19 protein-coding genes are annotated in these 23,148 nt (G+C 72.4%); 9 read left to right on the top strand and 10 right to left on the bottom strand.

What is annotated here, in order from left to right:
* The first annotated feature begins 72 nt into the window (after positions 1-72).
* The 4 genes from AB0M02_RS29755 to AB0M02_RS29740 all read left to right on the top strand — a co-directional run bounded on the left by AB0M02_RS29755 (position 73) and on the right by AB0M02_RS29740 (position 2,972).
* Positions 73-1,047 (top strand): YafY family protein, encoded by a 975-nt coding sequence (locus AB0M02_RS29755; RefSeq protein ID WP_364232655.1) that lies wholly within the window; start codon positions 73-75, stop codon positions 1,045-1,047.
* Positions 1,048-1,123: 76 nt separating this feature from the next.
* Positions 1,124-1,876: a lytic polysaccharide monooxygenase gene (locus AB0M02_RS29750; RefSeq protein WP_364232654.1), complete on the top strand. Its 753-nt coding sequence runs from the start codon at positions 1,124-1,126 to the stop codon at positions 1,874-1,876.
* Entirely contained in the window at positions 1,861-2,448 is a 588-nt protein-coding gene (locus tag AB0M02_RS29745; protein ID WP_364232652.1) for a DUF305 domain-containing protein, read from the top strand. The genes AB0M02_RS29750 and AB0M02_RS29745 overlap by 16 nt, the downstream gene beginning before the upstream one ends.
* Positions 2,448-2,972: a GNAT family N-acetyltransferase gene (locus AB0M02_RS29740; RefSeq protein WP_364232651.1), complete on the top strand. Its 525-nt coding sequence runs from the start codon at positions 2,448-2,450 to the stop codon at positions 2,970-2,972. The genes AB0M02_RS29745 and AB0M02_RS29740 overlap by 1 nt, the downstream gene beginning before the upstream one ends.
* Here AB0M02_RS29740 and AB0M02_RS29735 read toward each other — a convergent pair.
* Positions 2,962-3,888, bottom strand: a complete 927-nt coding sequence (locus tag AB0M02_RS29735; protein WP_364232648.1) for a LysR substrate-binding domain-containing protein — start codon at positions 3,886-3,888, stop codon at positions 2,962-2,964. The two genes, AB0M02_RS29740 and AB0M02_RS29735, sit on opposite strands and share 11 nt — an antisense overlap.
* Before the next feature lie 70 nt (positions 3,889-3,958).
* Here AB0M02_RS29735 and AB0M02_RS29730 point away from each other — a divergent pair, with 70 nt between their 5' ends.
* Positions 3,959-4,837, top strand: coding sequence for a DMT family transporter (locus AB0M02_RS29730; protein ID WP_364232646.1), 879 nt, complete (start codon positions 3,959-3,961; stop codon positions 4,835-4,837).
* A 258-nt stretch (positions 4,838-5,095) separates the two neighbouring features.
* Entirely contained in the window at positions 5,096-6,091 is a 996-nt protein-coding gene (locus AB0M02_RS29725) for a sulfotransferase (protein ID WP_364232644.1), read from the top strand.
* A gap of 38 nt (positions 6,092-6,129) precedes the next feature.
* Here the strand turns inward: AB0M02_RS29725 and AB0M02_RS29720 are convergent, their stop codons facing one another.
* A complete protein-coding gene (locus AB0M02_RS29720) occupies positions 6,130-6,768 on the bottom strand; it encodes a response regulator transcription factor (RefSeq protein WP_364232641.1) in 639 nt (212 codons plus the stop codon).
* A 199-nt stretch (positions 6,769-6,967) separates the two neighbouring features.
* Positions 6,968-8,113 carry a histidine kinase gene (locus AB0M02_RS29715; protein WP_364232639.1) on the bottom strand — a complete coding sequence of 382 codons (1,146 nt, stop codon included), beginning with the start codon at positions 8,111-8,113 and terminating at the stop codon, positions 6,968-6,970.
* A gap of 148 nt (positions 8,114-8,261) precedes the next feature.
* Between AB0M02_RS29715 and AB0M02_RS29710 the strand changes: the two genes are divergently transcribed.
* The 3 genes from AB0M02_RS29710 to AB0M02_RS29700 all read left to right on the top strand — a co-directional run bounded on the left by AB0M02_RS29710 (position 8,262) and on the right by AB0M02_RS29700 (position 14,009).
* Positions 8,262-9,029: an ABC transporter ATP-binding protein gene (locus AB0M02_RS29710; protein WP_364232636.1), complete on the top strand. Its 768-nt coding sequence runs from the start codon at positions 8,262-8,264 to the stop codon at positions 9,027-9,029.
* Positions 9,026-11,524, top strand: coding sequence for an ABC transporter permease (locus tag AB0M02_RS29705; RefSeq protein ID WP_364232633.1), 2,499 nt, complete (start codon positions 9,026-9,028; stop codon positions 11,522-11,524). The genes AB0M02_RS29710 and AB0M02_RS29705 overlap by 4 nt, the downstream gene beginning before the upstream one ends.
* A gap of 166 nt (positions 11,525-11,690) precedes the next feature.
* Positions 11,691-14,009 (top strand): N-acetylmuramoyl-L-alanine amidase, encoded by a 2,319-nt coding sequence (locus AB0M02_RS29700; RefSeq protein WP_364232630.1) that lies wholly within the window; start codon positions 11,691-11,693, stop codon positions 14,007-14,009.
* A gap of 11 nt (positions 14,010-14,020) precedes the next feature.
* Here the strand turns inward: AB0M02_RS29700 and AB0M02_RS29695 are convergent, their stop codons facing one another.
* Genes AB0M02_RS29695 through AB0M02_RS29665 form a run of 7 tightly spaced genes read right to left on the bottom strand, consistent with a single transcriptional unit; the run spans position 14,021 to position 23,041 of the window.
* Positions 14,021-16,009 carry a response regulator gene (locus tag AB0M02_RS29695; protein ID WP_364232629.1) on the bottom strand — a complete coding sequence of 663 codons (1,989 nt, stop codon included), beginning with the start codon at positions 16,007-16,009 and terminating at the stop codon, positions 14,021-14,023.
* Positions 16,006-17,070 (bottom strand): chemotaxis-specific protein-glutamate methyltransferase CheB, encoded by a 1,065-nt coding sequence (cheB, locus tag AB0M02_RS29690; RefSeq protein ID WP_364232628.1) that lies wholly within the window; start codon positions 17,068-17,070, stop codon positions 16,006-16,008. The genes AB0M02_RS29695 and cheB overlap by 4 nt, the downstream gene beginning before the upstream one ends.
* Positions 17,067-19,166, bottom strand: coding sequence for a response regulator (locus AB0M02_RS29685; RefSeq protein WP_364232626.1), 2,100 nt, complete (start codon positions 19,164-19,166; stop codon positions 17,067-17,069). Before AB0M02_RS29685 ends, cheB begins: the two co-directional genes overlap by 4 nt.
* Entirely contained in the window at positions 19,166-20,632 is a 1,467-nt protein-coding gene (locus tag AB0M02_RS29680) for a methyl-accepting chemotaxis protein (RefSeq protein WP_364232625.1), read from the bottom strand. Before AB0M02_RS29680 ends, AB0M02_RS29685 begins: the two co-directional genes overlap by 1 nt.
* Positions 20,629-21,174, bottom strand: a complete 546-nt coding sequence (locus tag AB0M02_RS29675) for a chemotaxis protein CheW (protein ID WP_364232622.1) — start codon at positions 21,172-21,174, stop codon at positions 20,629-20,631. The genes AB0M02_RS29680 and AB0M02_RS29675 overlap by 4 nt, the downstream gene beginning before the upstream one ends.
* Positions 21,171-22,559, bottom strand: a complete 1,389-nt coding sequence (locus tag AB0M02_RS29670) for a CheR family methyltransferase (RefSeq protein WP_364232621.1) — start codon at positions 22,557-22,559, stop codon at positions 21,171-21,173. The genes AB0M02_RS29675 and AB0M02_RS29670 overlap by 4 nt, the downstream gene beginning before the upstream one ends.
* The gene (locus AB0M02_RS29665; RefSeq protein ID WP_364232618.1) at positions 22,556-23,041 is read right to left on the bottom strand and encodes a chemotaxis protein CheW; all 486 of its coding nucleotides are present in this window, start codon (positions 23,039-23,041) and stop codon (positions 22,556-22,558) included. Before AB0M02_RS29665 ends, AB0M02_RS29670 begins: the two co-directional genes overlap by 4 nt.
* Positions 23,042-23,148 lie beyond the last annotated feature (107 nt).

Below are 23,148 nucleotides of genomic sequence, written 5' to 3'. Positions count from 1 at the left end.
CGTTCGTGGTGACGGCCACGCTAGAAGCGATACCGGACAACTTCCGCCCGGTATGACGGAGAATCTCAACTCATGACCCGGCCGACCGCACGCGTGCTCACCCTGCTGGAGATCCTGCAGAGCGGCGGCGTCCACACCGCTGCCTCCCTCGCCGGGCGCCTCGGTGTCGACGAGCGGACCGTGCGCCGCTACGCCGAGCACCTGCTGGACCTGGAGGTGCCGGTCGAGGCGGTCCGCGGCCGGTACGGCGGTTACCGCCTGGCGCCCGGCTTCCGCATGCCCCCGCTGATGCTCACCGACGAGGAGGCGCTCGCCGTCCTGCTCGGCCTGCTCACCACCGGCCGCTCCGGGGAGGCCGCCGCGAGCGCCGCCGCGAAGGTCCGCCGGGTGCTGCCGAAGGTGCTCGCCGCCCGCCTCGACGCGCTCTTCGCCACCGCGGACATTCCCACTCCGTCCCGCGCGGCACCCGAGGCCTCGGTCATGCTGCAGCTCGCCGAGGCGACTCGGCTGCGGCGGCCGGCGCTCATCACCTACCGTGACCGCACCGGCCGGCTCAGCGAGCGGACACTTCATCCGTACGGCATCGTCGCGCGCTGGAGCCGCTGGTACGTGACCGGCCCGGACTCGCTCTCCGGCGAGACGCGAACCTTCCGCCTCGACCGGATCGAGCAGGTCCGGACCGTCTCCGGAGCGTTCACCGTTCCGGACGACTTCGAGCCGGCCGCCGCGGTGCAGACCAGCCTGGCCACGGCACCGTGGCGGCACGAGGTCGTGGTCGCGGTCCGGGGCACCGACGAGGAGGTCCGCGCCCGCCTGCCGAAGGCGATCGCGGCGATCCCCGCCATCGAGCCGGACGACCGCCCGGGGTGGGTCGTCGTCCACATGCGAGCCGAACGGCTGGACTGGTTCCCGGCCCTGCTGGCCGGCCTGGAACTGCCGTTCGCCATCCGCCGGCCGGATGAGCTGCGCGATCTCGTCCGCTCCTGGGCGGAACGCGTCGTCACCTACACGACGGAGCCGTCCACGGAGACCCTAAAGAATCCTTAACACTATTTACTGTTAACAGCCTTTAATTTACGTTGGTGAACACGTCATCCCCCAACTTGATCCGAGGAGCAAGTGCATGAGGCGTAGATTCACCCTCCCCGCGCTGACCGTCGCGGCTGTCACCGGCTCGATGTTCGTGGCCGTCTCCCCGGCGTCCGCGCACGGATACATCTCGTCCCCGCCCAGCCGCCAGGCCAACTGTGCCAGCGGCGCGGTCTCGGGCTGCGGCGACATCGTCTACGAGCCCCAGAGCGTCGAGGCGCCCAAGGGCTCGACACAGTGCAACGGAGGCGGCAGCCGTTTCACTGTGCTCAACGACAACGGTAAGGGCTGGCCGGCCGCGTCGGTCGGCCAGAACGTCACGTTCAACTGGGTCCTCACGGCCCGGCACTCGACCGCGACGTGGGAGTACTTCATCGGCGGCACCCTGCTGGCGTCCTTCAACGACGGTGGCGCGCAGCCGGGTGCGACCAAGTCGCACACCGTCAACATGAAGGGCTTCTCCGGCCGGCAGACGGTCCTCGCGCGCTGGAACATCTCGGACACGATCAACGCGTTCTACTCCTGCGTGGACCTGAACATCGGCGGCGGCTCGAACCCGACGCCGACCACCCCGACGCCGACGCCCACCACGCCGCAGCCGACCACGCCCACGCCGACCCCGACCACCACGACCAACCCGGGCTCCGGGACGTGGGCGGCCGGTACGGCGTACAAGGCCGGCGACCGCGTGACCTACAACGGCCGGTCCTACCAGTGCCGGCAGGCGCACACCGCCCTCAACGGGTGGGAGCCGCCGAACGTACCCGCGCTGTGGTCCGCTCTGTAAGAGGAACGGGCGGCCCGGCTCTGCGCCGGGCCGCCCTGGCCCTCCTCGTGCTGCTGTCGCTGCTCACCGGGTGCGGATCCGGCGAGCCCGAGACGCGGGAGGCGTTCAACGACACCGACGTCATGTTCCTCCAGATGGGCCTGGCGCAGATCACCGAGGGCGAACAGCTGGCCCAGCGCGCCCAGGACAGGTCCACCAACGCCGAGCTCAAGGCCGTCGCGACCGAGCTCAGGCAGCAGTGGCAGACCGAGTCCGGCACCATGCAGCGCTGGCTGATGGGCTGGGAACGCCCGCTGGCAGCCGACCCCTCCACCGGCGTCCACGCGGGACACGGCGACCTGCACGCGCTGCAACCCGACGACCTGACAACGCTCGACGCCGCCCGGGGCGCCGACTTCGACCGCACCGCCGTGGCGCTCATCCTGGGCAATCTGCACAACAGTGTCGAGACGATGCGGATGGAGAGCGCGGGTGGCGCGTACCCTCCGGCGAAGAGCCTTGCCGACCAGATGGCCGCGGCGCGGCAGAAGCAGATCCAGCGCCTGCTTGCGCTGGCACCGACAATTCAATGATGCCCGAGTTGATCGCACCCACCACCCGCTTGCACACCGCCTGGCTCGCCGCCCGTGACGAGTGGGGCCGTGGCGTCCATCAGGACGGCGCCGGCTTCCGCGACGGCGACGACCGCGACTCGGCGGAGGGCTTCGCGGCGTGGGTGCGCCGGCTCCGCGGCGAGGAGGACCCGGCCGTTCCGCCGGTCGAGGGCTGGGTGCACTGCACCTACCGCTGGATCACCGAGGGTGACCGCGTGCTCGGCACCATCGCGCTGCGTCACGAACTGAACGAGATGCTGCTTCACGAGGGCGGCCACATCGGCTACGGCATCCGTCCCTCCGAGCGCCGCCGCGGCCTGGCCTCCTGGGCCGTCCGCGAGATCCTCGGCACCGCCCGCGAGCTGGGCATCGACCGCGTGCTGATCACCTGCAAGGACAGCAACGTCGCCTCCGCGCGCACCGCGGAGAGCTGCGGCGGCGTCCTGGAGGACGTCCGCGAGACCCGGATGGGCCTGACCAGGAGGTACTGGATCAAATTGTGAGCGGCGTGGCCGGCAGCGCCCGGACCGTCTCGTCGAGGACGCGCATCAGATCGTCGAGGAGCGGATTGGGCCGCCGGCGCCGAGCCGTGGCCACCCCGATGAAGCGGCACGGCCCGGGCGGCTCGAGCCGGGCCGCGCTGAGCCCGGTCGAGTCGGCGGTCAGCGCCACCTCCGGGATCAGGCTGATGCCGATCCCGGCCCGCACCAGCGACTGGGCGAACTGGTAGTCCGTGCTCCGGCACGCGGTCCGTACCAGATAGCCGGCCATCGCCGCGTAGTGGCCGAGCATCTCGCCGACCGACAGGCACCCGTGCACCCAGCGTTCGGCCGCCAGCTCGGCCAGGGTCAGCGACGTGCGGCCGACGAACCGGTGGCCGGACGGCAGGACGATCCACATCGGGTCGTCCATCAGCGGCGTCCACGTGAGCCCCGACCGGTCGCCCGGCCGCACCGGCGGCGGCCCGTCGAAGTGGTAGGCCAGCGCCAGGTCGGCCTGCCCGGCGCGGACCATCGGCAGGCTCTCCTCCGGCTCGCTCTCGATCACCGTGAGCTCGACGCCCGGGTGCTCGGCGGCGAACCGGGTCAGCGCCGGTGGCAACAACCGCTGCCCGCCGCTGGTGAACGTCGTGACGGTGAGCCGCTCGGTCCGCGCGACCGCGAGTTTCGCGATCTCCTGTTCCGCGCAGAGCAGCTCCGCGGTGATCGCCTCGGCGGTCTCCACGAGGACCAGTCCCGCCTCGGTGAGCTCGACGCCGCGGGTGCTGCGCCGGACCACCGGGGTGCCGACCGTGCGCTCCAGCGCGCTGATCTGCTGCGAGACCGCGGACGGGGTGAGCCGCAGCTGGGCGGCGGCCCGGTTGAAGCTGCCCTGCCGGGAGACCTCGGTGAGCACCTGCAGGCGACGCGCGTCGATCATCAGATTTCCTTAACACCACATCAGCAAGTCACCACTACCGCTTACTACCGTACGTTGGAAGTCTGTAAGTGTGAATCGTCTCGCCTGGCTCCTCTTCGTCGCCGTCTCGGTGCTCTGGGGCATCCCGTACTTCCTCATCAAGATCGCGATCGACGACATGTCGCCGGTCCTCGTCGTGGCCGGCCGCACCGCCATCGCGGCCGCCGTCCTGATCCCGGTCGCCCTGATGCGGGGCACGCTCGGTGCGCTGCGCGGCCGGATGCGAGTCGTCACCCTGATCGCGATGGTGCACATCGTCGGCCCGTTCCTGCTCATCACGTACGGCGAACAGCACATCACCTCCTCGCTGACCGGCATCCTGATCGCCGTCGAGCCCGCCGTGATCGCGCTGCTGATGTCACGGACCGAGCCGCTCACCCCGATCCGTGTCGCCGGGCTCGTCACCGGGTTCGCCGGCGTCGTGGTCCTGGTCGGCCTGGACGTCTCCGGCGACCGGTACGGCCTGCTCGGCGCCGGCATGGTCCTGCTCGCCGCGATCAGCTACGCCGTCGCCACGATGCTGGTGCAGCGCAAGGCCGCCGACATCCCGCCGGAGTCGCTGACCCTCGGCACCACCGCGATCACCACCGTCGTCCTGCTGCCGTTCAGCCTCCTGGCCCTGCCCACCGAGCCGGTCGGTGCCGACGCCTGGGCCGCGCTCGGCGTCCTCGGCGTCCTCTGCACCGCGGCGGCGCTGCTGGCCTTCTACAAGCTGATCGGGCTGGCCGGGTCCAACCGCGCCGGGCTGGTGACATATTTCAATCCGGTCGTCGCGGTCCTGCTCGGTGTGGTGCTGCTGAACGAGCCGATCGGACCGGCCACGATTGCCGGTTTCGCCCTGGTAACCACCGGCTGCTGGCTCTCCACCCGCCCGGCTCGGATCCGGGAGCCGGAGCCGATTGCCGCCTGAATGTGGGACTTTCTCCGATGATGTCCCAGCCCGCCGTAGCGGATCGGTTACAGTCCGATCCGGACGGCGGGCTTCTTCACCTTTGCGGTGAAGATTGACAGAATATTCACAGCCGTACGACAGCCCGGACGTCTTGGCTCCACAGACTTTTTGCGAAATCTTTTCCGAGTCTTCAAGATTCCACCGGAGACGAGGAGAGGAGCGACATGACGCGGCTGGGGTGGGCTTGCCCAGTGGACCATATCGACGGGGGTCGCCATGCCGAGTGATCGCCCGATCTTCGTCGTCGGATGCCCCCGCTCCGGCACGACGATGCTCCAGCTCATGCTGCACGCGCATCCGCGGATCGCGCTGCCTCCGGAGACCCGGTTCCTGCTCACGGCGTATCAGCAGAGGGCCGACTTCGGCGACCTGAACGAGTCCGGCAACCGGCGCGCGCTGGGCGAGTACATCGTCAAGTCGTCCCAGTTCGGCGACCTCGGCCTGGAAAGCGAGGCGACGGTCGAGGCGATCGTGGCCGGCCCGCCCACGCTCGGTTCCGCCTTCGGGATCGTCTTCAAGATGTACGCGGAGCGGTTCGGCAAGCCGCGCTGGGGCGACAAGCGCCCGCTGTACCTGCGGCACCTCGGCACGATCCTCAAGCTGTTCCCGGACGCGCAGATCATCAACATCATGCGGGACGGCCGGGACTGCGTGGCGTCGCTCAAGGAGACGCCGTGGAAACCGGACGAGTTCGACACGCTCATCGACTACTGGACGAAATCGGCCGACTCCTCGCTGGCCGCCGCGCGCTACTACCGCACCGACCAGTACCACCAGGTGCGCTACGAGGACCTGGTCGCCGACCCGGAGCCGCACCTGCGGGCCATCTGCGACTTCCTCGATGAGGAATACGACCCGGCGATGACCGCGCCCAACAAGCTCGCCTCGGTCGCCGTCCCGGAGTACAAGACCTGGCACACCCTCACGCATCAGGCGCCCACGACCGAGCGGGTGGCGAGCTGGCGCAGCCGGCTCACCGACGACGAGGTACGCAAGTGCGAGGCCGCCTTCGGCGACCGCCTCTCCCGCTTCGGCTACGAGCCGTCGATCCCGGTCCCGCGCGGCGCGCGCATGGCCGCCGACGCCAAGTACCTGGCCAAGGACAAGCTGGGCCCGGCCAAGAAGGCCGCCCTGGAGCTGATCGCCCAGGTCCGCAACTCGGACGAGCCGCCGGTGGCGGCGCGCCTGACCTCCGCCCAGCTGGCGGGCTGATCTGATCGCCCGGCCGCCGGCGGACTTCTCGCCGGCGGTCAGCTGATCAGGCGCCGCTCCCACGCCCAGGCCGCGATCTCCACCCGGTTCCGCGTGTCGAGTTTGGCGTGGATGCTGCTCAGGTGGGTCTTCACCGTCCCGATCGAGATGAACAACTCCTCGGCGATCTCCGCGTTGGTCCGCCCACGGGCGGTCAGCAGCACCACCTCCAGCTCCCGCGGCGACAGACCGCCGTCGTCGGTGGACCGCACCGGCTGAGCCAGGTGCTGCAGGAGCCGTACCGTGATCGACGGACTGATCAGCGCGTCCCCGGAGGCGGCCGCCCGGACCGCCTCGATCAGCAGCGCCGGCCCGGAGTCCTTGAGCAGGAAACCCACCGCACCGTTGCGCAGCGCCTGGTGCACGTACTCGTCGAGATCGAACGTCGTCACCACGACCACCTTGACCGGCTCGGGCACCCCCGGCCCGGCGAGCAGCCGCAGCGCCTGGAGCCCGTCCATCTTCGGCATCCGGATGTCCATCAGCGCCACGTCCGGCTTGAGCCGCCGGGCAGCGGCAACCGCCTCCACCCCGTCAGCCGCCTCGCCGACCACCTCCATGTCCGGCTGGGCCCCCAGAATCATGCCGAACCCGGTCCGGACCATCGCCTGATCATCAGCCACCAGTACCCGAATCAACCGCCACCCCCCAACCCCATTCCGTGTGGATTTCGGCCCTCATCCTGACCCCAACTCCACACGCAAGCGCTCTCTGCACCCGTTGCGTTCCGCGTGTTGAGTTCGGCCCTCATACTGACCGCAACTCCACACGCAAGGTCTTCACCCCGTTGCGTGTTGAGTTCGGCCGTCATACTCACCTCAACTCCACACGCAAGTTTTAAAGGGGGAGGGCGGCGTCTACTACCCAGCCGCCGTCGACTCCTGGGCCGGCGGAGATCTGGCCGCCGACCGCCCGGACGCGTTCGGTGAGGCCCGCCAGACCGTATCCCGGGCGGTCCCGTGGTGCGGGCGGACGGGGCGGCGGTCCGTCGTTCGCCACGCGCAGCTGCAGAAGTTTCGGCGTACGGCGCAACCACACGTCCACCGCCGACGCGCCCGGGGCGTGCTGGCGCGCGTTGGTCAGCGCCTCCATCACCACCCGGTACGCCGACGTCGACACCTCCACCGGCAGCCCCTCCGCCGCACCCTCCAGGTGCAGCCGGGCCGGTGGCCCGCCCGCCGCGGTGAACTGCTCGATCAGAGCGGGCAACTCCGGCACCCCGGCGATCGGCGCGAGCGGTGCGTCCGGGCGCGAGTGCGGGTCGCGCAGCACCCCGACCATCCGCCGCATCGACGCCATCGTCTCGGCGCCCGCCTGCTCGATCTGCTCCAGCGCCAGCATCGCCCGCTTCGGGTCCTGCTCGGCGATGAACCGGGCGCCCTGCGCCTGCACCACGATCCCGGTCACGTGGTGGGCGATGAAGTCGTGCAGGTCCCGGGCGAACTCGGCGCGCTGCTCGGCGCGGACCGCGTCCAGGGCGCGCCGCCGGCTGCCCTCCACCGACCGCAGGGTGTATCCGACGCCGATCGCGCCGGTCGCCCCGAGCGCCTGGACCAGGCAGAACGTGATGTAGACGGTCTCGTGCCCGGTCCGCAGCGGCATCAGGCTGACTGCCGCGAACGTCACCCCGACCGCGGCGAGCGCCCAGCGCGGCCGGGCGTTGCGGGTCACCACGATCAGCATTCCCAGCATGCCCGCCGACTCGGCCAGGCCCCACAGCCCCTGGTACGGGTGGCCGGACAGCATCAGCGCCGCGGTGACCAGCAGCGACACCGAGGAGACCGCGATCGCGCCGAGTGGCAGCGCCCGGCCGCCCGACGGGCGCAGCGGCAGCCAGGCAGCGGCCACCGCGACCGCCACGGCGACCTGGAGCAGCACGAGCGGGCTGCTGATCATGCCGGCGGTCAGGTCGACCACGCCGATCAGCGCCAGGATCGCGAGCACCCCTGCCTGGCCGGTGCGCATCAGAGCACGATTCACCATCGTGACCCAGCGTAGGCGGCGTACCGCCGGGTCATATCGGCCGAAAGTAAGAGTCGCCGGCGTCCGGAGCCGGTCGCCGGGCCGATGTGGCAGCCGAACGGATCGATCAGGATGCCTGAAGTCAATTCACAGCATCCTTGGAGCTCGCATGCAGACGCAGCCCTCACGCCGGCCGGACCAGGCATCCCTGGCGGCGGTCGCGGCCGTCGACCTGGTGAAGGTGTACGGCACCGGCGACACCGCGGTACGCGCTCTGGACGGGGTGACCGTCGGCTTCGACCGGGGCCGGTTCACCGCCATCATGGGCCCGTCCGGCTCGGGAAAGTCGACGCTCATGCACTGCCTCGCCGGCCTGGACACCGCCACCTCCGGTCAGGTGCTGCTCGGCGGCACCGATCTGACCCGGCAGAACGACCGGATCCTGACCAAGGCGCGCCGGGAGCGCATCGGCTTCGTCTTCCAGTCGTTCAACCTGCTCCCGCAGCTCACCGCGGCCGCCAACATCACGCTGCCGCTGGACCTGGCGGGCCGCAGGCCGGACGCCGAGCTGTACGACCGGCTGGTCACCACGCTGGGCCTGGCCGGGCGGCTCGGGCACCTGCCGAGCGAGCTCTCCGGCGGCCAGCAGCAGCGGGTCGCGCTGGCCCGGGCGCTGGTCTCCCGCCCCGAGGTGATCTTCGCCGACGAGCCGACCGGCAACCTGGACTCCCGGTCCGGCGCGGAGGTGCTCGGGCTGCTGCGCGACTCGGCCCGGGACCTCGGCCAGACCATCGTCATGGTCACCCACGACCCGGGCGCGGCCGCGTACGCCGACCGCGTCGTCATGCTCGCCGACGGCCGCCTCGCCGGGGAGATCCACAGCCCCGACATCGCCGCCGTCACCGACGCCCTGCAGAGCCTGGCGGCCGGCCGGTGAACCCCGTTCTGCGCACCCAGATGGCCGGGGTGGCCCGGCGCCCGGCACGGCTGCTGCTCACCGGGCTGGCGGTCCTCGTCGCGTCGTTCGTCGTCTACGCGACCGTGCTCGCCCAGCAGATCACCGAGCGCAGCATCCTGAACGGGCTCAGCGGCACCCCCGAGGCCGTCGACCTGGTCGTCCGCAACGGTGACATCAACACCAAGCAACTGGCCGCGATCAGCGCGCTGCCTGGCGTCGCCGAGACCGCGGCCCGGACCGAGTCCGGCGGCCCGTTCGGCAACGACTACCTCTCCGTGCTGTCCGACCCGGGTTCCGGCCCGCTGAGCATCATCACGATGCGCGAGGGCCGGTTCCCCACGGGACCCGGCGAGATCGTGGTGACGCCGCGCACCGTCGAGCGGCTCGGCCTGGCGCTCGGCTCCACCGCCGAGCTGGACATGGGCGAGGGCCGCCGGGTCCCGCTGAAGGTGTCCGGGATCGCGGACACCCGTGACGACTGGGGCTTCCTGGCGTACGCGCCGATCACCACGGTCACCGGTCTGGCCGGCGCCGACTTCCTGAGCCAGATCGACGTACGACTGGACAGCGGCGCGGACGCCGGCGCGATCCAGCAGCGCCTCACCGAGCTGACGAAGGGCGCGGAGGCACCGGAGGTGGCCACGGGGGCCGACGTCCGGCTCTCCGAGGCGCGCGAGGCGGCCGGTGAGGTCGACCAGGTGTTCGCCGTGGTCGCCACGTTCGTCGCGGTCGCCGTGATCGCGGCCGGGCTGATCGCCGCCTCCACGTTCCGGATCGTCTTCGCCCAGCGGCTGCGCCAGCTCGCCCTGCTCCGCGCGGTCGGCGCCGGCAAGGCGTCGCTGTCCCGCGCCCTGGCGGCCGAGGGCGTGCTGACCGGGCTGGTCGCCGGCGTCACCGGGGTGCTCGGCGCGCTCGCCGCCGGCCATCTCGTACCGTTGCTGGCCGGCGCGTTCGGCTGGAAGGTCGCCTCGCCCGGCTTCCCGCTCGGCAAGGCCGCCGCGACCGTCCTGCTCGCGGTCGTGATCACCGTCCTGGCCGTGCTCGCCCCGGCGGTCTCCGCCGCCCGGGTCGCCCCGCTCGAGGCGCTGCGCAGCGCCGCTTCCGCCGGGGCCCAGCGCGGCATCGGTGTGCTGCGCTGGATCACCGGACTGCTGCTCACCGGTGCCGCCGTGGCCGCCGCCGGGTACGTGCAGGTGAACCTGCCCGGCCCCGACCCGGAGAACTACGACCCGCTGCCGCTGCTGCTCGGCGTCGTCGTCTCCGGCGGGTTCGCCTACCTGGCGCTGATCGCGCTCGGCCCGGCCCTGGTCCGCCCGGTGCTCGCGGTGACCGGCTGGCCGCTGCGCCGGCTCGGCCCGGTCGGCAAGCTCGCCGTCGGCGGCGTCGGCGGCAGCACCCGCCGCGCCGCGGCGGTCTCCGTCGTGGTCGCACTGGGCGTGACGCTGATCGCCGGTGTCCTGGTCGGCGGGGCGTCGATCCAGGTGCTCGGCGACCGGGAGCTGGCCGCGTCCGCGCCGGCCGACTTCGAGCTGTCGTCGTCCGAGGGCGCGCCGCTGCCGGCCGGGGTCGTGGACCGGGCCAAGGGCAGCACCGAGGTGGCCCGCGCGACGCCGTACCGGCGCACCGGATCGGTCACCGTCGGATCGCTCTCCGACCTCAGCGCCACCGACCTGTCCGTGAAGGCGCTGCCCCGGCTGGCCGACCTGGACTTCCGGTCCGGTTCCGCCGAGGGCGCCGGGCCCGGCAAGGCGGTCATCGCCGGCTTCCTCGCCGACGACGCGAACCTGGCCGTCGGCGACACCGGTGAGGCCGCGATCGGGCCGAAGAAGGTGCGCTTCGAGGTGATCGGCGTGCTCTCCGACATGGCGCCGCTGCACACCCAGCTGGTGCTCGACCCGGCCGACCTGACCGCGCTGGGCGTCGCACCGGCACCGACCGGGCTGCTGGCCGACGCCGCCCGCGCCGGCGAGGAGGGCCGCACCGAGGCGCTGCGGGTGCTGCGGACGACCATCGTGGGCCAGCCCGAGTTCGGTGTCGTGGTGCTCGCCGACCAGCGCGATCAGATGAAGACCGCGCTCACGGTCCTGCTGGCCATCGCGATCGGCCTGGTCGGGCTCACGGTGCTGATCGCCGTGGTCGGCGTCGGGGCCACCACGGCCCTGTCGGTCGTCGAGCGTGTCCGTGAGTCCGGCCTGCTCCGGGCGGTCGGGATGTCCCGCGGCAGCCTGCGGGCCATGCTCACCACCGAGTCCGCCCTGTACGGAGTGATCGGCGCCGCGTTCGGGCTCGCGCTCGGGGTCCCGTACGCATGGCTCGCTCTTCGTGCCACCGGGGTGAACGCGCCCTTCACGCTGCCGGTGTGGCAGCTGGCCGCGGTCTTCGCCGCCCTGGTCGCGCTGACCGCGCTGGCCGGTGTCCTCCCGGCCCGCCGCGCCGCGCGAGTCAGCCCGGTGAGCGCTCTGGGAACGGAGTGAGCGGACGAAAAAAACACGGAGCGAGCAGGGCTGAAAGCGCGGAGTAAGCGAAAAGAAAGCGCCCTGTGAACGACAAATAACGATCGACCGCTGTGGTTCGGAAATCGACCGGACGGTCCGGTAGCGTTCACGCCCGCAAGATCTTCGATCGACACGGGGGAACGGAATGCAGAGGCGCTGGGCGATCGGCATCGGTACAGCGGTGGCGGTGCTCGCAGCCGGAGGCGGGGTCGCGGCGCTGACCCTGTCGTCCGGTTCGGACACGGGTTCGGCGGCGAGCGGGATCACCGTTCTGCCGCCGGACCCGAACGCGGAACCACCGCGGATCGAGACCGAGCTGCACACGGTCGACATCGCCGGCACCGGCGGCAGCGCCGACCTGCCGCAGCGTGACACCAAGAAGTTCAGCCTGCTCGGCCTCACCTGGGCCGACCCGAAGGACGCCCCGAAGGGCACCGTCGAGGTCCGCACCCGCAGCGTCGCCACCGGTGAGTGGTCCGGCTGGCAGGCCCTGGAGAAGTCGGACATCGGCCCGGACGGCGCCGAGGCGGCCGCCGACAAGCGGCGCGGCGGCACCGAGCCGCTCTGGGTTGGCCCGTCGGACGGTGTGGCCGCGCGTATCGCCGGCTCCGGCGCCGCGCTCCCGTCCGGCCTGCGCCTCGACCTGATCGACCCGGGCGCGGAGAGCGGCGAGCCGGTCGAGGAGACAAAGGGCGGCGGTACCGGGGGCGGCACGGGTGGCGGCGAGCCGGACCCGAGCGCCACCGTGCCGGACCCGGCCGCGACCACCACGGACCCGGCCCCGACCGAGACCACCGAACCGGAGCCGACCGGGACGACCCCGGCCGCCACCACGCCGGCCACCACGGACCCGACGACGACGGCACCGACCACGGCGCCGACCACGACCGCGCCGACCACGGCACCGACCACGACGGCGCCCACCACCGCACCGACCACGGTCACCCCGGTGCCCACCTCGACGGTGCCGGTGAAGGCGCAGTTCCCGGCGTACTTCACGCGGTACTCGTGGGGCGCGGACGAGCGGATCCGCGGCAACATCGAGATCGCCAACGAGGTCAAGCTGCTCTGGGTGCACCACACCGCGACCACGAACGACTACGACTGCTCGGAGTCGGCGGCGATCGTGCGGAGCATCTACTCGTACCACGTGAAGAGCAACGGCTGGTCCGACATCGGCTACAACTACCTGCTGGACAAATGCGGGCGGCTCTTCGAGGGGCGCTGGGGCGGCGTGGAGAACCCGGTCATCGGCGCGCACACCCAGGGCTTCAACACCAACTACGCGGCCATCTCGGTGATCGGCAACTTCGAGTCGGCGAAGAGCAACACGGCCGTCGAGACGATGATCGCGCAGGTCGCGGCGGCCCGGCTGGGTAAGTACAACTACAACCCGACCAGCAGCGTCACGGTGACCGCGGGCGTCGCCAACGGCAAGTTCAAGGCGGGACAGAGCGTCACGCTGCCGCGGGTCTCCGGGCACCGCGACGCCGACGCGACCGCCTGCCCGGGTGCGAACCTCTACTCCCGCCTCGCCGCGATCCGCACCGTCTCCCAGGAGATGGTCACCGGGATGACGCTGCAGTCGGTGACCGGCGGCGGCTACTCGGCCGGCGCCTGGTACGTCAAGAACCGCGCCCAGCTCACCTGGTCGATGAGCACCGCCTCGGAGAAGGTGGCCCAGTTCGAGGTCCAGGTCGACGGCGCGACCGTCACCACGCTGCCCGGAACCGCCCGGACGGTGGCCGTGACCCTCGCGCCGGGACGGCACACCGTGGCGGTCCGCGCGGTGCACACCTCCGGCAGCACGGCCCGGGTCACCGCCACCATCTGGGGTGACGTGACGCCGCCCGGTTACAACACGGCCTCGTCGGTGGTCCTGCGCACCGGCACGGTCAACGCCACGGCGGTGCCGGTGACCTTCGGGTTCTCCGCCACCGACAACGCGAAGCTGGCCGGTTACACGATCAGCCGGCCGCGTGCCGGGTCGGCCGCCGCAACCGCGAAGAGCTGGGCGACCACGGTACGGCCGGGCGCCACCGTCTACACGGTGACCGCCAAGGACGTGGCAGGCAACGCCCGCGCCACCTCGCTCACCCGTACCGTGGTGCTGTCCGCGGAGAGCGCGGCGACGAAGACCGGGTCGTGGACCAAGAAGACCGGCAGCGGTTACCTGGGTGGCAAGGCGCTCTCGGCCACCGCCAAGAACCGCAAGCTGACCTGGAAGTTCACCGGTCGCTCGGCGTCGCTGATCTTCTCGCGCACCACCAAGTCCGGCAAGGTGGCGATCTACCTGGACGGCAAGAAGGTCAACACGATCGACCTCAAGGCGTCCAGGAACGCGCACCGGCAGGCGGTGTGGACCCGCACCCTCGGGTACGGCAAGCACACGGTCGCGATCGTCGTGCTCGGGACGTCGGGACGCCCGACGGTCATCTCGGACGGTCTCGCGTACGTCAAATGATTGATCATCCTTCAGCGGCGGGGCGTGCCTCGCCGCTCCGGGCCGTTGTGCTCCCCGGCCGGCGGCAGTGTGAACCAGAACGTCGCACCGCGGCCCTCGCCGCCCTCCGCTCGGATCTCCCCGCCGTGCCGCTCGATCGCCCGGTGCACCGTGGTAAGGCCGATCCCGGTGCCGGGGAAGTCCCGCGCGTCGTGCAGCCGGGCGAACGGGCGGAACAGCTGACCGGCCTGCTCGGCGGGGAATCCGGCGCCGTTGTCGCGGACGTAGTAACCCTGATCCGCGACGCCGACCTCGACCACCGGGTGCTCGACCTTGCGGCTGAACTTCACCGCGTTGTTGATCAGGTTCTCCAGGATCACCCGGACCAGGCCCTCGTCGGCGTCGGCGGTCATGCCGTCCAGCACGATGAAGTCCACCCGCCGGTCCGGTTCCCGGGCGGACACCTCGGCGACCACCGACCGGGCCGTCGCGGACAGGTCGAACCGGGCGCGGCGCAGCTCGCCGCGGCTGGCGCGGGCCAGGATCAGCAGCGACTCCACGAGATCGGCCATCCGCATGGCGGCCGCCTGCACCCGGGTCAGCCGGTGCCGGGTCATCTCCCCGAGCGGCTCGCCGTCCTCCTCGCCGAGCATGTGCTCGGCGAAGCTGCTGATCACCTGCAGCGGGCCGCGCAGATCGTGCGAGACCGACCCGGAGAACGCCTCCAGCTCCCGGTTGCGCCACTCCAGCTCCTCGACCAGGGCGGCGCGGGTCTCGGCCAGCTGCCGTGCGGCGCGCTCCTCGGCGGCGTCCAGCTCACGGCGCATCAGCTCCTCGCGGATCCGGCGTGACTCGTCGTGCGTCTGCTTGCGGCGGATCTGCGCCCGTACGTGCACGAGCAGCCCCTCCGGCACATCGGTCTCACGGACGTAGTCGTCGGCACCGGCCGCCAGGCAGTCCAGCATCCGCGACTCGTCACCGGTCATCACCAGCGGCAGCTCGCCGACACCCGGCACCTCGCGCAGGCGGCGGCACGACTCCCGTGCCTGGTCCACGTCGTCGTCGAGCCCCAGCACGATGCAGTCGACCGGCTGGGCCGCGAGCAGGTCGAGCGAGTCCTCGACGCCGGTGGCGCGGACGATGTCGTACCCGTCGCCGCGCAGCGCCTCCGCCCACAGCTCCAGCTCCTCGCGGCACGGGCTGACGGTGAGCACCTTGCCGGGGCCGTGCAGGCTGCCGATCACCTCGATCGGCAGCTGCTCCGCGCTCTGCCGCAGCACCGCGGCCAGCTTCGCGAGCACCACCGCGAGGTCCTGCTGCTTGCGGACGAACGCGTCGGCGCCCGCCTCCAGCATCTGCATCTCGGTGGCGTAGTCGTCGGCCGCGGTCATCAGGATGCAGGGCGTGTCCCTCAGCGCCGGGTCCAGCCGCACCCGGCGGATCACCGTGGCGCCGTCGATGCCGGGCATCACCCCGTCCACGATCACCGCGTTCGGCCGCCGGTCGGCCGCCATGCGCAGCCCCTCCTCGCCGCTGGCCGCGGTCAGCACCGCGTAGCCCTCCGGTTCGAGCAGGTCGCGCAGCCGCTCGCGGAAGGTGGTGCTGTCGTCGATGACCAGCACGGTCGTGGCCCGGTCGGCGCCCTTGCCGTCGGTCTCGCCGAGCAGCTGGCGGGTGCGCGCGACCACGTACCCCGAGTCGTACGGCTTGCCCACGTACTCGTCGGCGCCGATCCGCAGCCCGGCCAGCCGGTCGGCGACCTCGCTCTCGCTGGACAGCAGCATGGTCACCACCTCCTCGCGGCCGGGCAGGTGCCGCAACTCGGTGAGCAGCTCCAGGCCGTCCGCGTCGGGCAGCATCACGTCCAGCACGGCCGCGTCGAACACCGCGGTGGCGAACGCCTTGCGGGCCTCGGCCCCGGTGGCACAGAGGATCGTCTGGAAGCCGTCGTCGGAGAACGCGTCGTTCAGGTCCATCCGGACGGTCAGACTGTCGTCCACGATCAGCACGGTAGGGGTCATCGGCGTACCCCCGCGGGCTTGAGCCCGGCCAGCCGGGCGGCGATCCGGCCGGGTGCCATGACGTGCACGGCGGCGCCGAGCATCACCGCCTCCCGTGGCATGCCGTAGACCGTGCAGCTCGCCTCGTCCTGGGCGAACGTGATCGCCCCCCGGCTGCGCATCTGGAGCAGCCCGGACGCGCCGTCGCGGCCCATTCCGGTGAGCAGGCAGCCGGCCGCGGCGGCTCCGAACTCGACGGCCACCGACTCGAACAGCACGTCCACCGCCGGCCGGCAGGAGTGCCGCGGCGGGCCGGAGCTGAGCCGCAGCAGGTGGTCCTGGACGTAGAGGTGCCGGTCCGGCGGCGCGAGCAGGATCTGCCCGGCGGCCCGGCCGACCGGGGTGCCCTCGGTGGCGTACCGCACGTTGCGGCCGGTCTGCCCGGCCAGCCAGTCGGAGAAGGCCACCGCGAACTGCTCGCTGGCCGCGATGTGCTGCACGCAGAGCACCGGTGTGCGGAAGTTCGGCGGCAGCATCGTCAGCAGCTCGGTGAGGGCGGCCGGCCCGCCGGTGGACGCGCCGACCGCGACCACGGCGAGGGAGTCGTCGACCGGGCGCTGCGCCGCCGGCGGATACGACGCCCGGGGCGGCTCGCCCCGGCGGTCCAGGCGGGCCCGCGGATGGGTGATGACCCGGATCCGGGCGACCATCCGCAGCGCCGTCCGCAGCCGCTGCGACCAGTCCACGTCGGAGTCGTCGCCGCGGGGCTTCTCCATCACGTCCACCGCGCCCGCCGCGAGCGCGTTGTACGTGCTGAACAGCTCCTGCCGGTCCGCCGAGGAGACGACCAGGATCGGCGTCGGGTACTCGGCCATGATCTGCTCGGTGGCGGCCAGCCCACTGATCCCGGGTAGCATCATGTCCATCGTGATCACGTCGGGGCGCAGGCGGGCGGTCATCTCCACGGCACGCTCTCCGTCCGCGGCCTCGCCGATGACCTCCAGCTGCGGGTCGGGGGCGAGCGCCTCCCGCAGGTGCCCGCGCATGGTCGCGGAGTCCTCGACGATCAGTACCCGGGTCATGACCGCACCACCAGCCGGCGGATCTGGTCGAGCAGCGCCTCCTGGTCGAACTCGCCCTTGATCACGTACGCCGCCGCGCCCACCGCCCGGCCGCGGTCCCGGTCGGCCGCGGTGGCGCGGGAGCTGACCAGGATGGCCGGGACGCAGGCCAGCTCCGGGTCGGCGCGGGTCCGCTCGACCAGCGTGAACCCGTCGATGCCGGGCATGTCGATGTCGGTGAGGAACAGGCCGTACCGGCGGGTGCGGGCCTTCTCCAGGGCCTCCTCGCCGGACGCGGCCAGGTCCACCTCGAACCCGGCCGACTCCAGGATGCTGCGCTCCAGCATCCGGGTGGTCAGCGAGTCGTCCACGACCAGGATCGGCAGCGGGGCCGCCGCCTGCGTGCGCTCCGCGCGAGCACCCGCGAGATGCCGGCGCAGCACCTCGTCGACCAGACCGTCCGGGTCCAGCACGAGTCGCGGGTTGCCGTCCGCGTCGACCGCGACGCTGCCGATCACCGGGCTCGCCGGGGCCAGGTCGGGCAGCGGCCGGGCGACGAGCGCGGACGTACCGGCGAGCCGGTTCACGCCGACCGCCACCGTGCCGGTGCGGGCGGCGACCACGACGACCGCGCCAGGTCCCGGCGAGTCCGGGACCGCGCCACCCGTGTGCAGCACCTCGGCCAGCGGGATGAACGGTGCGGCGCTGCCGTCGTACACGAGCCGGCCGGTGGACGCGGCGGCGGCAGCCTCCTCCGGGGCGAGCCGCAGGCAGCCGCGGACCGCGTCGAGCGGGACGGTGGCCACGGCACCGCCGGCCTCGACCGTCAGGCCGGTCATGGCCAGCAGCGCGAGGGGGATCGTCAGCTCCACCGTGGTGCCGGTGCCGGGAGTGCTTCGCACCGCCACCTCGCCGTGCAGCTGTGCCGCCACCTCGCGGACGGCGTCCATGCCGATGCCGCGCCCGGACACCTCGGTCACCTGCTCGGACGTGCTGATCCCGCCGTGCAGCACGAGGTCCAGCAGCTCCTGCGCGTCCGGCGGGCGGGCACCCGGCTGGATCAGGCCGCACGCCTCGGCGGTGCGCCGCAGCGCCTCCAGGTCGAAGCCGCGGCCGTCGTCGGCACACCGGAAGATCGCGTACCGGCCGTGCCGTTCGACCTCCACGGCGACGGTGCCCTCGGCCGGTTTGCGCGCGGCCAGCCGCTCCTGCTCGGACTCGATGCCGTGCACCACCGCGTTGCGCACCACGTGCAGGAACGCGCCGCTGACCGGGCCGAGCAGGTGGGCGCCCATCCGGACGCCACCGCCGTACGACTCGAACCGCACCCGCTTGCCCTCGGCGTCGGCCGCGTCGCGGACCCCACGGCGCAGGGCCGTGAAGATGTTCCCGGCCGGGATCAGCCGCAGCCCCTCCGCCTTGGCCCGGACGTCCTCCAGCTCGCGCTCGATCTGGTCCACGGCGTCGGTGAACTGGCGGCCGGCCGAGCCGAGCTCCCCGGCGAGCCGCTCGGCGCCGGCCCGGGTGGCGACGGCCGGTGCGGCCCGGCCCACCCGCAGCTGGTCGGCGAGGTTCTCGGCGCTGCGGCGCAGCCGTTCGATGGTCTCGCAGCCGGTCCGCAGCGGCGCCATCCGGGCGTTCGCCTCACCGATCGCGTCCAGCAGGTCGTCCAGGTCGGCGGTGGCGCTGCGGGCCTGCACCACGACGTGCGCCGCCGCCTCCACGTGCTCCACGTGCTCGGCGGCCGGCTCGGGTGCCGCGGGCCCGGCGGGGGCGGGCGCCTCCGCAGGGGCGGGTGCCGGCTGCTCCAGCTCGGCCACCTGCTCCGCGATCTCGTCGTTGAGCCGCAGCAGCTCCCGCATGTCCTCGGCGGCCAGCGCCGCGGTCTGGGTCCGGTGCGGTACCAGGATCTCCTCGAACGCGTGCGCCCGATCGGCGATCTCCTTCTGCCGGACCACCCGGGCGGCGCCCTTGAGGGTGTGCGCGGCACGCAGCAGTCGTGCCACCGGCTCCGGCCCGGGCCGCTGGTCCAGGTCGAGGACGCCCGCGCTGATCTGGTCGATCAGTTCCCGGGCCTCGACGCGGAAGTAGCGGAGCGGATCTCGGCCCTCGGCCATCAGCGCCGTCCGGTGCCGACCAGCTCCAGCAGGTCGCCGGAGAGCGTCGAGAGGTGTGTCGCGGTCTGCTTGGTCTGCACCGCGCTCGCCTCGGTCTCCCGCGACACCCGTGCGGTGTCCGAGGCGGCCACGTTCACCTGCTCCACCGCGGTGGTCTGCTGCTTGGTGGAGAGCTCGATCTCCCGGGTGGCGTCGTTGGTGGTGGACACGAGCTGCACGATCTCCCGGAACGAGTTGGTGGCGTCGTCGAACTGCCGCGCACCGGCGTCGACCGCCTTCGCCCCGATCTCGGTGGCCATCACCGTGGTGTTCACCGCGCCGCGGACGTCCTCGATCAGCGCGCGGATCTCCTTGGCCGACGCGGCGGTACGGTCGGCCAGCTTGCGGATCTCCTCGGCCACCACGGCGAACCGGCGTCCCCACTCGCCGGCGCCACTGGCCTCGATGGTGGCGTTGATGGCCAGGATGTTGGTCTGCTCGGCCAGCTCCGAGACCAGGTCGACGACCAGGCCGATCTGCTGCGACTTCTCGCCGAGCGCCAGCATGTGCTGCACGATCTGGTCCACCTGGGCGCGGATGGCCGCCATCGACGCACGGGTCTGGTCGATGGTCGCGTCACCGGAGCGGGCCGCCGCCTCGGTCTCCTCGGCGATCTTCGACACCCGCTGCGCCGAGTCGGCGATCTGCCGGGACGTGATCAGCAGCTCGCTGATCGTCGTGGTGATCTCGCTCATCGCGCTGGCCTGGTCACGGCCGCCGGTGACCTGCTGCGAGGCGGCCGCCTCCAGCTGCGCCGACGAGCTCTGGATGTGCCCGACCGCGGCGCCGACCTCGCGGCGCAGGTTGGTGCTCAGCCGCCAGGCCACCACGATCGCGCTGATCACCGTGATCACGCCGAGCCCGATGATGAGGCCGATGGCCTGGGCGGCCCGCTGCGAGGATTTCTTCCGCGCGCTCGCCACGTCGGCCTGCACCTGGGTGGTCAGCTTGGCGAGCGACGTCTCCAGGGCCTCGCGCAGCGGCACGGCGATCTCCTCGTTGAGCTGCGCCGCGTCCACGTTGGTGTCCTGCGACGCGCGCCGGGCCATGACCTGCTCCACCGCGCCGGCCCACCGCTCCTCGGCCGCCTCCACCTCGGTGAGCAGGTTCGCGGCGCCGCTGCTCAGCGAGGACCGCAGCGTACTGAATTCGCTGCGCAGCTGAGTCCGTTCGGCGGCGGTCCGCTCGGCGTACTCCGCGGTGCCGTAGACGAGGTAGCCGCGGAAGTCGGCGAGGCGGGCCTCCAGGACCCGTCCGGCCCGTTCCACCCGGACGAGATCCTGGGACGCCGCCGTGATCGCCGAGTCCTTGGCGTTCACCACGATGATCAGCCCGGCCACCGACGTGACCACGGAGAGGAGGGTGAGAGCGACGGTCGCGGTGACACCGGCCGCCAGCTTGCTGCCATACGTGCGTCCACCCATCATCGGGACTCCTCCTGCGGGTACGGGTGACCGGCCAGCTGGTGGACCAGGGCACGGGTGGCCGGCACGTCGATGATCGGCCGGTTGCCGTCGGGCAGGCGCACCACACCGCGCAGGTACCCCTTCCGCCCGCCGTCGTCGATCACGTCGGACACCGGGACCCGCAGGTGGTGGTCGAGCTCGTGGAAGGCGAGCGCCAGCGAGGGCGTACCGGCGGTCAGGACCAGCCAGCGGGGCTGCTGCGTGACGGCGTGACCGAGCAGCGCGGCCAGGTCGTAGACGGGCACCACGGCACCGGCGAACCCGGCCACCCCGAGCAGCGCGCGCAGGGTGGTGGGCAGCGCGGTCACCGGCCGGTCCGGGTGGACGCCGGAGGCCTGGTCGAGGCGGAGAGCGTACGGGCGCCCGCCGGCACCGATCGCGAGCAGCTCCACGGTCTCGCCGTCCAGCGTCCGGGCCGGCTCGGCGAACGACGTGTCGAAGTCGGTGCGCAGCCCGGCCACCCGATCGGCGACCGACTGCGCGGTCGATATCGGCCCGGTCACCGCCGCACCCCGCAGGCCTCCAGTTCGGTACGGCACAGTGTGGTCAGCGCCAGCCGCCCGAACCCGCCCCCGAACAGCGTGATCCGTTCGTCGTCCTCGTACGCCAGCAGCCGCAGCGCCGGCTCCAGATGCGACGCCGCGCCCCGGTCGTCACCCCGGCGCCGCGCCAGCAGTCCCATCCGCAGCCGGGGCATCGCGAAGTCCGGGTCCAGATACGCCGCCAGCCGGTACTGCCCGGCGGCCTGCTCCGCGCAGTCCAGTTCGTGGCAGACGCCGAGCAGGTGGTGCGCGTCCGGGTGCGGCCCGCCGGCGTCGATCAGCCGGTGCACGGTGTCACGCGCCTCGGCGAGGCGCCCGACCTGTGTCAGCAGCACCCCGCGCAGCAGCAGGTCGCGGGTGCCCGCCGGGTCGCGGGTCAGCAGCAGGTCGAGGGCCTCGGCGAACCGGTCGTCGCGCATCAGGCCGATCGCGCGGTGGCGGATCTCCGCGTCGACCGGTTCCGGGGGCGGCGCGTGCCGGATCGCCGGGGCGTGCCGAGGCGCCGGCCGGGGCGGCGGCGAGACCCGATTCTCCCGCCGCTGGTAGTACACGGTGCCGCCGAGGTGCCGCCGCTCCAGGCCCTCCGGCTCGCTGCCGAGTGAGTCGGTGTGGCCGAGGAACAGGTACCCGCCCGGTGCCAGGGCACCGGTCATCCGCCTGATCAGCCCGGACGCCACGTCCGGGGTCAGGTACATCAGCAGGTTTCGGCAGAAGATCACGTCGTACCGGCCGGCCTGCCACAGCTGCGGGTCGTCCACGGCGACGTTGTGCTCGGCGAACCGGACCGTGGCCATGACGTCCTCGTCCACCCGGTAGTCGTCGCCCACCCGCCGGAACCATCGGCGCCGCGTCTCGTCCGGGGTCTCCCGCAGCGACCACTCCGAGTAGGTGGCGGACGCCGCGCGCTGCAGCATCCGCCGGTTCGCGTCCACACCGACCACCGACACGATCCAGTCCGCCGACGGCCGCGCCCGGTACGCCTCGATCGCCAGCGAGTACGCCTCCTCGCCCGACGAGCAGCCCACCGACAGCAGCCGCAGGACGCGTTGCCCGCCCCGCGCGGCGATCCGCTCCGGCAGCGCGCTCTCGCGCAGCACCCGGAACTGCTCGCCGTGCCGGAAGAAGTAGGTCTCGGTGATGCTCAGCGCCTCGGCCAGCTCCGCTGTCTCGGCGGCCCAGCGCCGGCCGTTCAGGCGGTCCAGGTAGTCGCGCACGGCCAGGCCGTGTGCGGCGGCCCGCTCGGACAGCACGGTCGCGGTGTGCCCGGCGTCGGCGTCGGCGAACGTCCAGCCCAGCCGTCGTTGCAGCACCTCACGGAACCGGCTCAGCACCGGGCCGGTGATCACGCGGCCACCTCGCCGGCCGCTTCCCACACCTCGTCCGGCACCGCGCCGACGCTGCGCAACAGCAGCAGGGGATCGGTGCCGACCGTGCCGACCGCCGCGATCAGCGCCTTCGACACCCCGGTGAACAGCGCGGCGGGTCCCTCCGGCGGCGCCACCCGGATCTTCTGCACGCCCAGTACGGGCCCGGTCGCGCAGGCCACCAGCCCGGGTCCGGCCTGCACCGCGACGTACCGCGCGATCTCGCCCTCCACCCCGGTGAGCAGCCGGGCCACGTCGATCACCGGCGCCGGCGCGCCGCGCATGATGGTCAGCCCGCGCACGTAGGGCGGCGTTCCGGCGAGCGGGCGGGTCCGCAGCGGCCGCATGGTCTCGACGATCTCGTCGAGCGGCAGCGCGCAGTACAGCGGCCCGGCCCGGAAGACCAGAGCGACGACTCCGGCGCCGGTCGCCGGAGCCACCAGCTGGTCGAACTGCTCGCTCACGGGCTCAGGCTAGCCAGGATCTTTCGGGCATATGCGAGCTTCGCTCAACTGCGAGGCAGTGCGGCCCCACTCGGCCGGTTCCGGCGCGCGGCCGCCCTCCGCGCGCC

It is taken from the genome of Actinoplanes sp. NPDC051861, assembly GCF_040681145.1.
Taxonomy (GTDB): domain Bacteria; phylum Actinomycetota; class Actinomycetes; order Mycobacteriales; family Micromonosporaceae; genus Actinoplanes.
Note: the sequence above shows the minus strand (reverse complement) of the source record. Positions and strands in the feature narration are given on the sequence as shown.